Source organism: Pedobacter sp. AC379 (assembly GCF_979258145.1).
Genome location: NZ_OZ409839.1, coordinates 930,670 through 944,049 on the forward strand (window position 1 = coordinate 930,670; position 13,380 = coordinate 944,049).

Genomic DNA, 13,380 nt, shown 5'->3' on the forward strand with positions numbered 1-13,380 from the left:
AGTCTTTACCTTTGCTGTACTAACTAACTTATTGTTATGAGCAAAAAGAAACTGCAAACGCCAGATTTAAGCTATTTAAATCTAGGCGGAAACATTGCTGTAAAGTACCAATTATCTCCAACGGAATTAATTGATGACGCCTTATTAAATAAAGAAGGTACGCTGGCTTCTTCCGGAGCATTGGCGGTTGATACCGGAAAATTTACTGGGCGATCGCCCAAAGACCGCTTTATTGTGTGCGACGAAGTTACAGAAGATGAGGTTTGGTGGGGCGATGTAAACATTAAAATCAGTCCTGAAAAATTCGACCAGCTGTTTTACAAACTTACCAGCTATCTTGAAGATAAAAAAATCTATGTTCGCGATGCATCTGCCTGTGCCAATCCGGATTATTCGATTTCCATCAGGGTGATTACAGAAACCGCTTACCAGAATCTTTTTGCCCATCACTTATTTATCCGCCCTGAAGAAGATCAGCTTGGCATAACGCCAGAGTGGACCATCATTGCGGCACCAGGCTTTTTGGCCGAACCTGCAATTGATGGCACCAGGCAGGAAAACTTTTCTATAATCAATTTTACAAAGAAAATGATCTTGATCGGTGGAACAGGTTATACCGGCGAAATAAAAAAAGGGATTTTCTCAGTTTTAAATTTTATTCTTCCAGTATATAAGCATACACTTTCTATGCATTGTTCAGCCAATGTGGGAAAAGATGGAGATACCGCTATATTTTTTGGCCTCTCGGGCACAGGGAAAACAACTTTGTCTGCCGATCCCGAAAGAGGGCTTATCGGAGACGACGAACATGGTTGGGGCAATGATTCTGTTTTTAACTTTGAAGGTGGTTGCTATGCCAAATGTGTTGATTTAACGGAAGAGAAAGAACCGCAGATATATAAGGCAATCAGATTTGGGTCATTATTAGAGAATACCAATTTTTTCCCGGGTACTGAAAACGTTGATTATAGTAATATCTCCAAAACGGAAAATACCCGCGTAGCTTACCCGATAAACTATATCGACAATGCAATTTTACCTTCCATAGCCTCAGTTCCTAAAAACATATTTTTTTTAACAGCAGATGCATTCGGCGTGTTGCCACCAATTTCTAAACTGAATGTAGAACAAGCCATGTTCCACTTTATGAGTGGGTATACCGCTAAAGTTGCAGGAACAGAAACCGGTGTTAACGAGCCACAATTAACCTTTTCAGCCTGTTTTGGTAAAGCGTTCCTCCCATTACACCCTTCAAGATACGCTACTTTATTGGGCGAAAAGATGAAGAAACACGAAGTAAATGTTTGGCTGGTAAATACAGGATGGAGTGGGGGCGCTTACGGGGTGGGTAAAAGAATGAAGTTGAGTTATACCAGGGCAATGATAAGTGCCGCATTGAACGGAGATCTCGAACATAATAATTATAAACAGCACCACGTGTTTAAATTAATGATGCCGTTAAATTGTCCCGGAGTTCCGAACGATATTTTAGACCCCTCCAAAACATGGGATAATCAGGAAGAATATTATTTTAAGGCTTATCAACTTGCAGATGCGTTTTCTGAAAATTTCAGGCAGTTCGAACTGACAAAAGTATTAAAAAGCAGACACGAAGCGTTAAAATTATGTTAAATGCACTTTAAAATGCATTTTTTGAGAGAAAAATTTGCAATTCGATTTTTTTTTAGTTTTTATTGTGAAAGAATTGCCTCGGCTGGGGCAATTTTTTTGTTATACACCCTTGGTGGTTTACCGAAACTAAATTCTAAGTAACGATTTAATTGCTTATTGATTTATTAATTTGTAATTTAAAATCAATTTATAAATTTGTTTTTCGCAACAATTTCGGATAAGAAACGTTGTGTGTAGTACAAAAGAAAAAAACAGCTAAAAATTAAAAACAAGAACTAAAACTAAAATTTCAAAAAAAATGGCAAACGCACCAAAACCAACAACTGTTAAAAAAGAGAGCTCTTCTAGTGCTTCAAATGTATTTGCAACATTCGTTATTCCAATCTGTATTGTTATTGGATTCTGTGTTTGGAGATTCGTATTCGGAGAAGGAAGTAACTTTATCGATGGCGACAGAGAGAAATTACCATTACCTGGTAACTATCTTGGAACAGCATACAAAGGAGGCCCGATTGTGGCAATCTTAGTTGGATTACTATTAGTAGTAATTGTATTCTCTATCGAACGTTTCATCGTTATTGGTAAAGCAAGTGGAAAATCTAGCTTAGATACTTTCATCCGCAAAGTACAAGGTTTATTAAGCGCAGGTAACATCGAAGCTGCAAAAGCTGAGTGTGATAAACAAGAAGGTTCAGTTGCTAACGTAATTAAATCAGGCTTGAAAAAATACAGCGAAGTTGAAGCAGATACCAACATGGATGTTGAGCAATCAATCGTTGCAATCCAAAAAGAGGTTGAAGAAGCTACAGCTTTAGAAATGCCAATGTTAGAGCAAAACTTAACCGTAATTGCAACTTTGGTATCAATCGGTACATTGGTAGGTTTATTGGGTACAGTAACAGGTATGATCCGTGCATTCGCCGGTTTAGCAAACTCTGGTGCTCCAGATCAGTCGGCATTAGCGGTAGGTATCTCTGAGGCATTGATCAACACTGCAACAGGTATCTTGGTATCAACTGTAGCAATTATCATGTACAACATATTAACTTCTAAAATTGACAAGTTAACTTATGCAATCGATGAGGCTGGTTTCAGCATCGTTCAAACATACGCTAGTTCGCATAAATAAGAATTTTGAAAAAATTTTTACCGGCTTTATGGAAAACCGGAAAAAAGATCATCATTATTAAAAACTAGTAAAAAATATTATGCCTAGAATTAAAGTTAAAAGAACAAGTACAGTAACAGATATGACCGCCATGTGTGATGTGGCCTCATTGTTACTTACTTTCTTCATCTTAACTGCTACTGCAAGGCAACCAGAACCACTAGCCGTTTCTACACCTTCATCTACATATGAATTTAAGGTGCCGGCAGAAAACAATGCGATTTTAACCATCGGCCAGGGTAAGGTTTTCTTTGAAGTAGCAGGAAATAATGTAAGAAGAAGAACATTAGAACTAATGGGCGAGCAATACAGTGTAAAGTTTACACCTGATGAACTTCAACGTTTCTCAGTAATATCAACTTTCGGTGTGCCGTTTGCAAGTTTAAAAGGATTTATCGCTATGAATGGATCGGATCGTATGAAACCAGGCGTACAAACTGGTATCCCTACAGATTCTACCGATAACCAATTAAACTCATGGGTTTTAAATGCTCGTAAAGCAACTAAAGAAATAAATAATCAGGATATGCGCGTTAGTATCAAAGGTGATGCTAAAGAAGAATATCCAGTTGTGAAAAAGATTATTGATGTGCTTCAGAAACAAAGTGTAAACAAATTTTTATTGGTTACTAACTCTGAAGCTAAAAAGAAATAAGAAATGGCAGAATTAAATACAGGCGGGAAGAAAGCCACACCAAGGGTTGATATGACTCCGATGGTGGATCTAATGTTTCTTTTGGTAACATTCTTTATCTTAACTACATCAATATCTACACCACAAGCGATGGATATTGCAAAACCAGATAAGAATGAGAAGTTACCTGAAAACAGACTAGAGCTGAAAGCAAGTAAAACCATGACCATCTTATTAGGTAAAAAGGATAAGATAGCTTGGTACATGGGCGTTGCAGGTGAAACAGCACCAACAATCGAATCAGGCTCACAAGTGGAAGCTGCTATCGTTAAAAATAGAAAAACAGCAGATGCATCAGGCGTTCCGGGAGATTTCGTAGTACTGGTAAAACCAACTACAGGATCAACTTTCCAGAACTTTGTTGACATTATGGATGAACTGGAAATTCTTAAAATTAAGGTTCGTCAGATTGATGATGATAATATCCTTGATAGCGAGAAAAATTTCATGAAAGAGCAAGGAATTTTATAATCAATAAAACCAATAGTTATGTCGAAGTTAGATATATTCAGAAAAGAATGGCTTGAAGTGGTTTTTGCAGATAAAAACAAAACCTATGGTGCGTACCAGTTGCGTAAAACCAATGGTGCAAATACCTCAAAAGCATTAATTATTGGCTCTATAATATTTCTAGTGTTATTTTTCTCTCCGAAAATCTATAGCCTTATCAAAGGTTCTATGGAGCATGAAGATGAGCAATTAAAAGCACAGGAAGTAATTTTAGCGCCGCCACCACCAGTGGATCCTAAAACGCCACCTCCACCACCGGTAGAGCCACCGCCACCGAAAGTTGACCAGGTGAAAATGCCACCTCCAATTGTAAAACCAGATATCGAGGTTCGTGATGAACCACCTACGGTAGAAAAATTGAAGGAAGCAGATCCAGGTCAGAGAGATATCAAAGGTGACCCAACAGCAGATATTGTTATTGCTGAACCAGTAGGTGAAGGACCGAAAAGAGAAGCTGCCGTTGCAGTTGATGATAATAAAGTTTATGACTTTGTTAGTATCGAGAAACAACCAGAATATCCGGGAGGTATTGCAAAATTCTATAAGTATTTAGGAGGAGCAATTAAATACCCACCAATGGCACAAGAAAACAACGTACAGGGTAAAGTATTTTTATCTTTCGTTGTAGAAAAAGATGGTAAGTTAACAGATATCCAGGTTACCCGTGGTTTGGGTAGCGGAACTGATGAAGAAGCTATCCGTGTGTTGAAAGCTAGTCCACGTTGGAACCCAGGTATCCAAAATGGTAAGCCGGTAAGGGTAAAATACAACATCAACGTTAACTTTACATTGAACTAATAGTAGATGTTAAATTTTGATATTTTTAAGCAAAAATCGCCTAAACAGCGGTTTTTGCTCATTTTAGGCCTTGTCATGTTTGTCTTTTACGTGGTATTGGGGCTAGCCTTCATGTTCTGGGAACCGATAGCATTACGTTTACCAGGGATTCCGCAATGGGGTAGAATCGCAATAGGGATCTTTTTAATTATTTATGCTTTTGTAAGACTTTTAAGCCTGAGCAGGCGAGATTAATCAATGAGAAACTTCCTATTTATATTTCTAATTCTGGCTCTTGTTTCCTGCAAACGTAAAAACAAAGCCGAAGCAGTTAAAGAAACCCGAACAAGCGGAACACTTAAAATGCTGGTTGATGAAAGCGTTGGGCTAATTGTAAAAGACCAGATTGATATATTTAGTCTTGATTACCCACAAGCGAAATTTGAGACCACAGTAAAGCCCGAACAAAAACTTCTGCCCGCCTTTTTAAACGATAGCGTAAGGGTAATTGTGTTGCCAAGGTTATTGACGAAAGCTGAAGAAAAATATTACAACCAACGTAATATCAAAATAAACACCTCAAGGTTTGCTGTAGATGGTATTGCTTTAATTACAAATCAGGGCAATATTGATAGTACAATAAACGTTAAAGATGTGATTGATATATTACAGGGGAAGAAATCAGATAAGAAATTGGTCTTTGATAACGCTTATTCAAGTACCTTTCAGTATTTTAAAGAACTGGCTAAAATCAGTCAATTTCCTACTACAGGCGTTTACTCTAAAAATTCTAGCAACGAAGTGATCAAACTTATTGCAGAAGATAAAAATTTTATTGGTATTTTGGGCGTAAATTGGATTACCAATAAGAATACCGAGGTGAGTGAATACCTCTCGCAGGTGAAAGTGTTAGGTGTAAAGAATGTGAAAGGTGCTCCAGGTGATGATAAATATTATAAACCAACTCAGGATAATCTGATTAATGGCGTTTATCCTTTCTTAAGAAATATAAATATCATAGATTGCGAAGGAAGAGATGGTTTAGGCACAGGATTTGCAACATGGTTAAGAAGTCAGAGAGGGCAATTGATTGTACTTAAATCAGGACTTGGTCCACATAAATTAATGCCAAGACAAATTAACCTGACAAAATAGAATTAAATTAGAAAACTATAAATTGAACCACGAAGTAAATCTAAAGAGACACTTCATTTTTATTAAATAAAAAAACAGAATATCCGATGAAAATTTTAAAGAAAGCAATAACCTTAAATGTAGGTTTAGTGTTGATGGGTTCTGCAGTTTTTGCTCAAGATTTAAATGACGCGAAAAAAGCCATTGACGCTGAACAGTATCAGAAAGCATCATCAATGCTTAAATCATTGGTGAGCTCAAAAGCATCAGATGGTAATAACTATTACAATCTTGGTTTGGTTTATTTGAAAACCGGTTATATCGACTCTGCAAGAGCCGTATTTACCAAAGGTATTACCGCTGATCCTAAAAACAACTTAAACCTTATTGGTTTAGGTGAAGCAGATATGTTGTCTAACAACCCTACTTCTGCTAAAACTAATTTTGATAAAGCTGTAGCATTAGCTGCAAAGGATTACAAAACCTATTTGTATATCGGTAAAGCATATTTAGCTCAGGATAAACCTAGTGATGATGTATCTAAACCAGATTTTACAAATGCTTTAGCAAATATTACAAAAGCAGATGAGTTAGATTCGAAAGACAAGGATGCAGAAGTTTTCTTGGCATTGGGAGATGCTTATGCTTTGCAAAAGAAAAATTCTGAAGCGTTAGGTCCGTATATGCGTGTTGGTGATGTGGATCCAAACAACAGAAGAGCCAAAACTCAGATTGGTAAAATGTATAAAGAATCAAGGGCTTTTCCTGAAGGAGAAAAAGAATTGTTGGATGTAATTGCTGCTGACGCAAATTATGGTCCGGCTTATCGCGAATTAGGGGAGTTATATTTACAATGGAGTAGCTTTGGTGTTGATAAAGAAAAAGCAGCAAAAGGCATCGAGAATTATAAAAAATACATGGATTTAACTGATAAATCTTTGGAATCTCAATTGCGTTATGCTCAATTCTTATTTTATGCAAAAGATTTTAAAACTCTTGAGCAAGTAGCTACTTCTTTACAGGTTCCAGCAAATGATCCTAAAGGAATTGTTGTTTCAAGATTAAAAGGTTGGGCCGCTTACGAAAACAAAAATTATCCTCAAGCGCTAACTTACATGACTGAGTTTTTTGCCAAAGAAAAAGATAAGTCTAAAATTTTAGGTAATGATTACCTTTATTTGGGTAAATCTCAATTGCAAGCTGGTCAGGATAGTTTAGCTGTAATGAATATTATTGAGGCTGCTAAAATAGATTCAACAAATGCAGATGCTTTAGCTGAGGCTGGTTTATCTTTGATGAAAGCTAAAAAGTATGCTAAATCAGCTGAAATTTTCCAAATGGCTATTAAATATAATCCTAACGGAAAAGGTTCACTTACCAATTATTACTATTTAGGTCAAACTAGGTTTTACGAAGCTTATATCGCTCAAAAAGAGAAAAAACCTTTTAATACAGCAGCTTTAGTTGAAGCGGATTCTGCATTAAGTCACTTAGCTAAAGTTTCTCCTGACTTTGCTTTGGGTTATTTCACTAGAGGAAGAATAGCCAATTTAATTGATGATAAAACTAATCCTAAAGGAACTGGTATCCCATATTTTGAAAAATATGTGAGTTTAGTTAAGCCTGAGGAAGTAGCAGCAAACAAAACAAATTTATCTGAATCATATAACAATATTGGTGCTTGGTATTCTGATAAGGATAAGGCAAAAGCAATAGATGCATTCACAAAAAGTTTAGCACTAGATCCTGCAGATACTTATGCAGCAGCTAGATTAAAAGAACTGCAGTCACCTGCTGCTGCTCCAAAAGCAAAAGGTAAAGGTAAATAATTAAAAAAGTTAAATAATTTAGAAAAGGCAGAGTTTGGTTACTCTGCCTTTTTCTTTTACTTTTGCAACATAAAAATAAATAATATGCAAGCGCAAAGTTCGGCTATAGATTTTTTACCAATTATATTTCAAGTAATTGTAGCTTTAGGTTTCGTGGTAACCACATTGGTTGCTACACACTTTTTGGGCCCAAAGCGTAAAACACTCGATAAATTGGAAACTTTTGAGGCTGGTGTTAAATCTGTTGGTAATGCCCGTCAGCCTTTCTCTATTAAATATTTCGTTGTAGCTATTTTATTCGTGCTTTTTGATGTGGAGGTAATCTTTATGTATCCATGGGCAGTCAATTTTCGCGCATTAAAGATGGATGGCATGATCGAAATGTTTATTTTTATGGGTACATTATTACTTGGTTTCATTTACGTAATTAAGAAAAAAGTTTTAGACTGGAACTAGTTCAGTTGGCAATTATCAGTTTGCAGCGGGCAATTTACGGTTGGCAGTTTTGAAACTGTAAACTGAAAATTGAGAACCGAAAACTGCAGTGTATCCTTAACACTAACTGTATCTGTTTTCAAGTTATTTAGAAAGGTTCTAAATCTGGTAATCCTAGTTTAATTGCCTTTAAAATATTGTAAATTTGTTGCTCATTCTGCAAAGGGATGAGCATTTTTTGTTTATAAACATGAGTGAAATTAATATAGTTGATGCGCCTCCAGGAATAGAAGGATCTGGCTTCTTTGCCACTTCTCTTGATAAAGTGATCGGTTTGGCTCGCTCAAATTCATTATGGCCATTGCCTTTCGCAACCTCTTGTTGCGGAATTGAGTTTATGGCAACCATGGGTTCTCACTACGATCTTGGTCGTTTCGGTGCCGAACGCTTGAGTTTTTCTCCCCGTCAGGCAGATGTTTTAATGGTTATGGGTACAATCGCTAAAAAGATGGCTCCGGTATTAAAGCAGGTTTATATCCAAATGGCAGAGCCTCGTTGGGTAATGGCTGTTGGTGCTTGCGCAAGTAGTGGTGGTATTTTCGATACGTATTCCGTTCTGCAAGGTATTGATGAGGTTATTCCTGTGGATGTTTATGTTCCGGGTTGCCCACCAAGACCAGAAGCCATTTTAGATGGTTTTCAACGTATTCAGGATTTGGTGAAAAACGAATCTGGCAGAAGAAGAAATTCTGATTATTACAAAGATCTTTTAGGTCAATACGGCATTAAATAATGGAAGAAACGACGTTAAATAACGACATCCACGTAAAACTAACTGAAAAGTTTGGCGAAAAAGTTACTGCTGTTTCTGAGCCGTATGGTTTATTAACCTTTGTAACCTACAAAGATGTTATCATCAATGTGCTTTCACATCTAAAAGAAGAATTAAAATTTAATTTCCTTACTGATATTACTGCAGTTCACTATCCAGGTAAAGAACATGGCATTGCCGTTGTTTATCATTTACACAACATGGTAGAGAAGCAAAGGATCAGGATTAAAGTTTTTATTTCGGAACAAAATCCAACTATTCCAACCGCAACAACTGTTTGGAAAGGTGCCAATTGGATGGAGCGCGAAACTTACGATTTATTTGGAGTTAAGTTTGAAGGGCATCCTGATCTTCGCCGTATTTTAAATATGGACGATTTAGGCGTACACCCGATGCTGAAACAATATCCATTGGAAGATCCGAACAGAGTAGATAAAAAAGACGAATTTTTTGGAAGGTAAATTATGAATCATAACCATCCGGTATTTACAGATAACGACCCGCAAAGTGAGCTTGTAACCCTAAACTTAGGTCCAACTCACCCTGCAACACACGGCGTTTTTCAAAACGTTTTGCAATTAGATGGCGAACGTATTGTTAGCGGCGTTTCTACAATTGGGTATATCCACCGTGCTTTCGAAAAGATTGCCGAGCATCGCCCATTTTATCAGATTACACCACTTACTGACCGTTTAAATTATTGCTCTTCGCCTATTAACAATATGGGTTGGCACATGACGGTTGAGAAATTATTAAATATTCAAATGCCGAAACGTGTAGATTATCTTAGGGTAATCATCATGGAGCTTTCGCGTATTGCCGATCACATTATCTGTAACACCATTATTGGTCAGGATACCGGAGCAACTACCACTTTCTTATACTTATTTCAGTTTCGTGAACATATTTACGAGATTTTTGAAGAAGTTTGCGGAGCACGTTTAACTACAAATATTGGCCGCATTGGTGGTTTTGAAAGAGATTTCAATGATATCGCATTTGCCAAAATTGATAAGTTTTTAAAAGAATTTCCAAAGGCTTTAAAAGAGTTCGAAAACTTGTTAAGCCGTAACCGTATTTTTATTGATAGAACGGCTGGTGTAGCAGAGGTAACCAAAGAAACTGCTTTAGAATACAGCTGGACAGGCCCGCTTTTGCGTGCAACCGGTGTAGATTATGATGTGCGTGTAAGTGATCCATATTCTTCTTATCAGGATTTCGATTTTGAAGTACCTGTAGGAACAAGTGGCGATATTTACGACAGATATTTGGTGCGTAATGAAGAAATGTGGCAAAGTGTGCGCATTATCGAACAAGCAATTGTGAAATTAAAAACAGAGCCAAAAGGTATTTTTCATGCTGATGTTCCTGAGTTTTATCTTCCTCCAAAACAAGAAGTTTACAACAATATGGAAGCATTGATCTATCACTTTAAAATTGTGATGGGTGAAATTGATGCTCCAAAAGCGGAAGTTTATCATGCTGTAGAAGGTGGAAATGGCGAGTTAGGTTTCTATCTTATTAATGATGGCGGCCGTACCCCATATCGTTTGCACTTCCGCAGACCAAGTTTTATAAACTACCAGATGTTTGCACCAATGAGCGAAGGCATGTTATTGTCTGATGCCATTATCAACATGAGTAGTATGAATATTATTGCAGGAGAATTAGATGCTTAAAGTAGAAGAACAAACACCTGTAGTGTTTTCGTCAGAATTGATAGCCAAATTTGATGAGGTAAAAAGCCGTTATCCGGCAGATAAGAGCAAATCGTCCTTACTACCACTTTTGCATTTGGTACAGGCTGAATTTCTTTGGGTACCAACATCGGCTATGGATAAAGTTGCCGAGTATTTAAATATTCAGCCGATTGAAGTTTACGAAGTGGCAACGTTTTATACCATGTACTTTTTAAAGCCACAAGGTAAATATGCTTTAGAGGTTTGTCGTACAGGGCCTTGCTGCCTGGTAGGTGCCGAAAAAATATTAAACCACTTGGAAAACAAGTTAGGTGTTAAAGAAGGTGAAGTTACTGCCGATGGTTTGTTCAGCTTTAGAGGAGTTGAATGTTTAGCTGCCTGTGGTTTTGGTCCGGTATTGCAAATTAGCCCGGAATATACCTTCTACGAAAACCTTACCGAGGCAAGTGTAGATAAATTGATTGAAGATTTGAAAATTAAGTCTTAAGTCGAGAGTCTTAAGTCGAGAGTCGTTATGACTTAAGACTATGGACTATGGACTACAGACTATAGACTAATTAAAATGTCTCGAAAACTGTTACTTGAGTATATAAACGTACCAGGCATCAATACTCTTGAAGTCTACCGTCAAAAAGGCGGGTACCGTGCTGTGGAAAAAGCCCTTAAAACTTTAACTCCTGAAGAGATTGTTGAAGAAGTAAAGAAATCAGGCTTACGCGGTCGCGGAGGTGCGGGTTTCCCAACGGGGATGAAATGGAGCTTTTTGGCCAAGCCAGAAGGTGTTGCGCGTTATTTAGTTTGTAATGCTGACGAATCTGAACCAGGAACTTTTAAAGACCGTTATTTAATGACCTATATTCCTCATGCATTAATCGAGGGGATGATTGTCTCGAGTTTCGCATTAGGTGCCAAGGTATCTTACATCTATGTGCGTGGCGAAATGATGCCTCAGATCCGCATTTTAGAAAAGGCAATTGCTGAAGCTAAAGCTGCCGGATGGTTGGGTAAAAACATTTTAGGATCAGGTTACGATTTAGAGTTATATGTTCAGCCAGGTGGAGGTGCTTACATCTGTGGTGAAGAAACTGCTTTGTTAGAATCGCTAGAGGGCAAGAGAGGTAATCCCCGCATTAAACCGCCTTTCCCGGCAATTGCAGGTTTGTACGGTTGCCCTACAGTGGTAAACAATGTTGAATCGATTGCTGCAGTGGTACCGATTATAAATGATGGTGGAGATGAATATGCAAAAATCGGTATTGGTAGAAGTACAGGTACAAAATTAATATCTGCATCAGGTAATTTAGTAAAACCTGGCGTTTATGAAATAGAATTGGGTTTACCAGTTGAAGAATTTATTTACTCTGATGAATATTGTGGTGGTATTGCCAATGGAAAACGCTTAAAAGCAACAGTTGCAGGTGGATCATCTGTGCCTATCCTTCCAGCTAATTTAACTTTAAAATATGCTAACGGTGAACCTCGTTTAATGAGTTACGAATCGTTATCTGAAGGTGGGTTTGCTACTGGTACCATGATGGGATCGGGTGGTTTTATTGCTTTTGACGAGGATCAGTGTATTGTTCGTAATACCTGGAATTTCGCACGTTTCTATCACCACGAAAGCTGTGGACAGTGTTCACCTTGCCGTGAAGGTACTGGATGGATGGAGAAAGTGTTGCACAAAATCGAACACGGCCATGGAAAAATGGAAGATGTTGATTTATTGTGGGATATCCAACGGAAGATTGAAGGAAACACCATCTGCCCATTAGGAGATGCTGCAGCCTGGCCAGTAGCCAGTGCAATCCGTCACTTTAGAGATGAATTTGAATGGCACATTAAAGAGCCGGTTAAGAGCCAGAGCCAAAATTATGGTATTGCAAATTATGCAACTCCGATAGAGAAAGCTCCGGTAACTGAAGAGAAATAAAATCTTAAGGGCGCATTTCGCGATCTTAGAATTTTAGTTCGTTATTTTGGTGTATTGAACTGGTCGCAATTTGCGACCACCTTGAATATTTAATTTTAAACCTAAGGTCACAATTTTTTGATCTTAGAAATAAGAGTATTAATATATGCCAAAAGAAGATATATCATTAATTCCAACAGAAATGATTCTTAATAAGATATTTCTACTTAGAGAGGAAAAAGTGATGCTTGATTTTCAATTGGCCGAATTTTATAATATAGAAAATAGAGCTTTAAAACAGGCTGTAAGGAGAAACTTAGATTTGTTTCCAGATGATTTCATGTTCATCTTGTCAGAAATAGAAGTTGAGATTATGGTATCACAAAATGTGATACCTTCAAGACAAAGTTTGGGAGGAGCGAATCCTTTTGCATTTACAGAAACGGGTGTGGCAATGCTATCAAGTATTCTTAAAAGTAAAAAAGCAAGAGAAATAAATATTTCTATTATGAGAGCTTTTGTTGCACTACGTAAAATGGTTTTAAGCAATGCAGAATTACGGTTAGAAGTAGAAAAGATTAAAAAGAAAGTAGATAATCAGGATAAGAATATTGAAGTCATATTCAGATATTTTGATGAATTACTGGAACAGAAAGCAGAACCAAGAAAGCAAATTGGTTACAAAGTCTCGAAAGAGAAGTAATAAATTATAAAAAAAGATTGCTTCGTGCCTCGCAATGACGGGATGAGCATAAAAAAT

The 13,380-nt window shown here is 37.2% G+C and carries 14 protein-coding genes; all 14 read left to right on the forward strand.

Going from position 1 to position 13,380, the window contains the following annotated elements; genetic code table 11:
* Positions 1 to 36: 36 nt before the first annotated feature.
* The 14 genes from pckA to ACZZZW_RS04160 all read left to right on the forward strand — a co-directional run bounded on the left by pckA (position 37) and on the right by ACZZZW_RS04160 (position 13,323).
* Positions 37 to 1,632 carry a phosphoenolpyruvate carboxykinase (ATP) gene (gene pckA / locus ACZZZW_RS04095; RefSeq protein WP_463492354.1) on the forward strand — a complete coding sequence of 532 codons (1,596 nt, stop codon included), beginning with the start codon at positions 37 to 39 and terminating at the stop codon, positions 1,630 to 1,632.
* A 298-nt stretch (positions 1,633 to 1,930) separates the two neighbouring features.
* Positions 1,931 to 2,761 (forward strand): MotA/TolQ/ExbB proton channel family protein, encoded by an 831-nt coding sequence (locus ACZZZW_RS04100; protein WP_055908841.1) that lies wholly within the window; start codon positions 1,931 to 1,933, stop codon positions 2,759 to 2,761.
* Between the two features lie 79 nt (positions 2,762 to 2,840).
* On the forward strand, positions 2,841 to 3,455 hold the full coding sequence (locus ACZZZW_RS04105) for a biopolymer transporter ExbD (protein WP_055908838.1): 615 nt from the start codon (positions 2,841 to 2,843) through the stop codon (positions 3,453 to 3,455).
* Positions 3,456 to 3,458: 3 nt separating this feature from the next.
* Complete coding sequence (locus ACZZZW_RS04110) at positions 3,459 to 3,965, forward strand: ExbD/TolR family protein (RefSeq protein ID WP_055908835.1); 507 nt, start codon at positions 3,459 to 3,461, stop codon at positions 3,963 to 3,965.
* Between the two features lie 18 nt (positions 3,966 to 3,983).
* Positions 3,984 to 4,802, forward strand: a complete 819-nt coding sequence (locus tag ACZZZW_RS04115) for an energy transducer TonB (RefSeq protein WP_055908833.1) — start codon at positions 3,984 to 3,986, stop codon at positions 4,800 to 4,802.
* A 237-nt stretch (positions 4,803 to 5,039) separates the two neighbouring features.
* Positions 5,040 to 5,936, forward strand: coding sequence for a PstS family phosphate ABC transporter substrate-binding protein (locus tag ACZZZW_RS04120; protein ID WP_463492355.1), 897 nt, complete (start codon positions 5,040 to 5,042; stop codon positions 5,934 to 5,936).
* Positions 5,937 to 6,022: 86 nt separating this feature from the next.
* On the forward strand, positions 6,023 to 7,744 hold the full coding sequence (locus ACZZZW_RS04125; protein ID WP_463492356.1) for a tetratricopeptide repeat protein: 1,722 nt from the start codon (positions 6,023 to 6,025) through the stop codon (positions 7,742 to 7,744).
* An 84-nt stretch (positions 7,745 to 7,828) separates the two neighbouring features.
* Complete coding sequence (locus ACZZZW_RS04130) at positions 7,829 to 8,200, forward strand: NADH-quinone oxidoreductase subunit A (RefSeq protein WP_055908820.1); 372 nt, start codon at positions 7,829 to 7,831, stop codon at positions 8,198 to 8,200.
* A gap of 229 nt (positions 8,201 to 8,429) precedes the next feature.
* Complete coding sequence (locus ACZZZW_RS04135; RefSeq protein WP_055908818.1) at positions 8,430 to 8,972, forward strand: NADH-quinone oxidoreductase subunit B; 543 nt, start codon at positions 8,430 to 8,432, stop codon at positions 8,970 to 8,972.
* Positions 8,972 to 9,472, forward strand: coding sequence for an NADH-quinone oxidoreductase subunit C (locus ACZZZW_RS04140; protein ID WP_463492357.1), 501 nt, complete (start codon positions 8,972 to 8,974; stop codon positions 9,470 to 9,472). Before ACZZZW_RS04135 ends, ACZZZW_RS04140 begins: the two co-directional genes overlap by 1 nt.
* 3 nt (positions 9,473 to 9,475) lie before the next feature.
* The gene (locus ACZZZW_RS04145; protein ID WP_055908811.1) at positions 9,476 to 10,690 is read left to right on the forward strand and encodes an NADH-quinone oxidoreductase subunit D; all 1,215 of its coding nucleotides are present in this window, start codon (positions 9,476 to 9,478) and stop codon (positions 10,688 to 10,690) included.
* The gene (locus ACZZZW_RS04150) at positions 10,683 to 11,198 is read left to right on the forward strand and encodes an NADH-quinone oxidoreductase subunit NuoE family protein (RefSeq protein ID WP_463492358.1); all 516 of its coding nucleotides are present in this window, start codon (positions 10,683 to 10,685) and stop codon (positions 11,196 to 11,198) included. Before ACZZZW_RS04145 ends, ACZZZW_RS04150 begins: the two co-directional genes overlap by 8 nt.
* 75 nt (positions 11,199 to 11,273) lie before the next feature.
* Positions 11,274 to 12,641, forward strand: coding sequence for an NADH-quinone oxidoreductase subunit NuoF (gene nuoF, locus ACZZZW_RS04155; protein WP_463492359.1), 1,368 nt, complete (start codon positions 11,274 to 11,276; stop codon positions 12,639 to 12,641).
* Between the two features lie 145 nt (positions 12,642 to 12,786).
* Positions 12,787 to 13,323, forward strand: coding sequence for an ORF6N domain-containing protein (locus ACZZZW_RS04160; protein ID WP_463492360.1), 537 nt, complete (start codon positions 12,787 to 12,789; stop codon positions 13,321 to 13,323).
* Positions 13,324 to 13,380 lie beyond the last annotated feature (57 nt).

Bases quoted from the DNA above. Each gene is read 5' to 3' on its own strand.
- ACZZZW_RS04115 (WP_055908833.1), top strand. From the start codon at position 3,984: ATGTCGAAGTTAGATATATTCAGAAAAGAATGGCTTGAAGTGGTTTTT.
- ACZZZW_RS04145 (WP_055908811.1), top strand. From the start codon at position 9,476: ATGAATCATAACCATCCGGTATTTACAGATAACGACCCGCAAAGTGAG.
- pckA (WP_463492354.1), top strand. From the start codon at position 37: ATGAGCAAAAAGAAACTGCAAACGCCAGATTTAAGCTATTTAAATCTA.
- ACZZZW_RS04160 (WP_463492360.1), top strand. From the start codon at position 12,787: ATGCCAAAAGAAGATATATCATTAATTCCAACAGAAATGATTCTTAAT.
- ACZZZW_RS04140 (WP_463492357.1), top strand. From the start codon at position 8,972: ATGGAAGAAACGACGTTAAATAACGACATCCACGTAAAACTAACTGAA.
- ACZZZW_RS04130 (WP_055908820.1), top strand. From the start codon at position 7,829: ATGCAAGCGCAAAGTTCGGCTATAGATTTTTTACCAATTATATTTCAA.
- ACZZZW_RS04100 (WP_055908841.1), top strand. From the start codon at position 1,931: ATGGCAAACGCACCAAAACCAACAACTGTTAAAAAAGAGAGCTCTTCT.
- ACZZZW_RS04120 (WP_463492355.1), top strand. From the start codon at position 5,040: ATGAGAAACTTCCTATTTATATTTCTAATTCTGGCTCTTGTTTCCTGC.
- nuoF (WP_463492359.1), top strand. From the start codon at position 11,274: ATGTCTCGAAAACTGTTACTTGAGTATATAAACGTACCAGGCATCAAT.
- ACZZZW_RS04105 (WP_055908838.1), top strand. From the start codon at position 2,841: ATGCCTAGAATTAAAGTTAAAAGAACAAGTACAGTAACAGATATGACC.
- ACZZZW_RS04125 (WP_463492356.1), top strand. From the start codon at position 6,023: ATGAAAATTTTAAAGAAAGCAATAACCTTAAATGTAGGTTTAGTGTTG.
- ACZZZW_RS04135 (WP_055908818.1), top strand. From the start codon at position 8,430: ATGAGTGAAATTAATATAGTTGATGCGCCTCCAGGAATAGAAGGATCT.
- ACZZZW_RS04110 (WP_055908835.1), top strand. From the start codon at position 3,459: ATGGCAGAATTAAATACAGGCGGGAAGAAAGCCACACCAAGGGTTGAT.
- ACZZZW_RS04150 (WP_463492358.1), top strand. From the start codon at position 10,683: ATGCTTAAAGTAGAAGAACAAACACCTGTAGTGTTTTCGTCAGAATTG.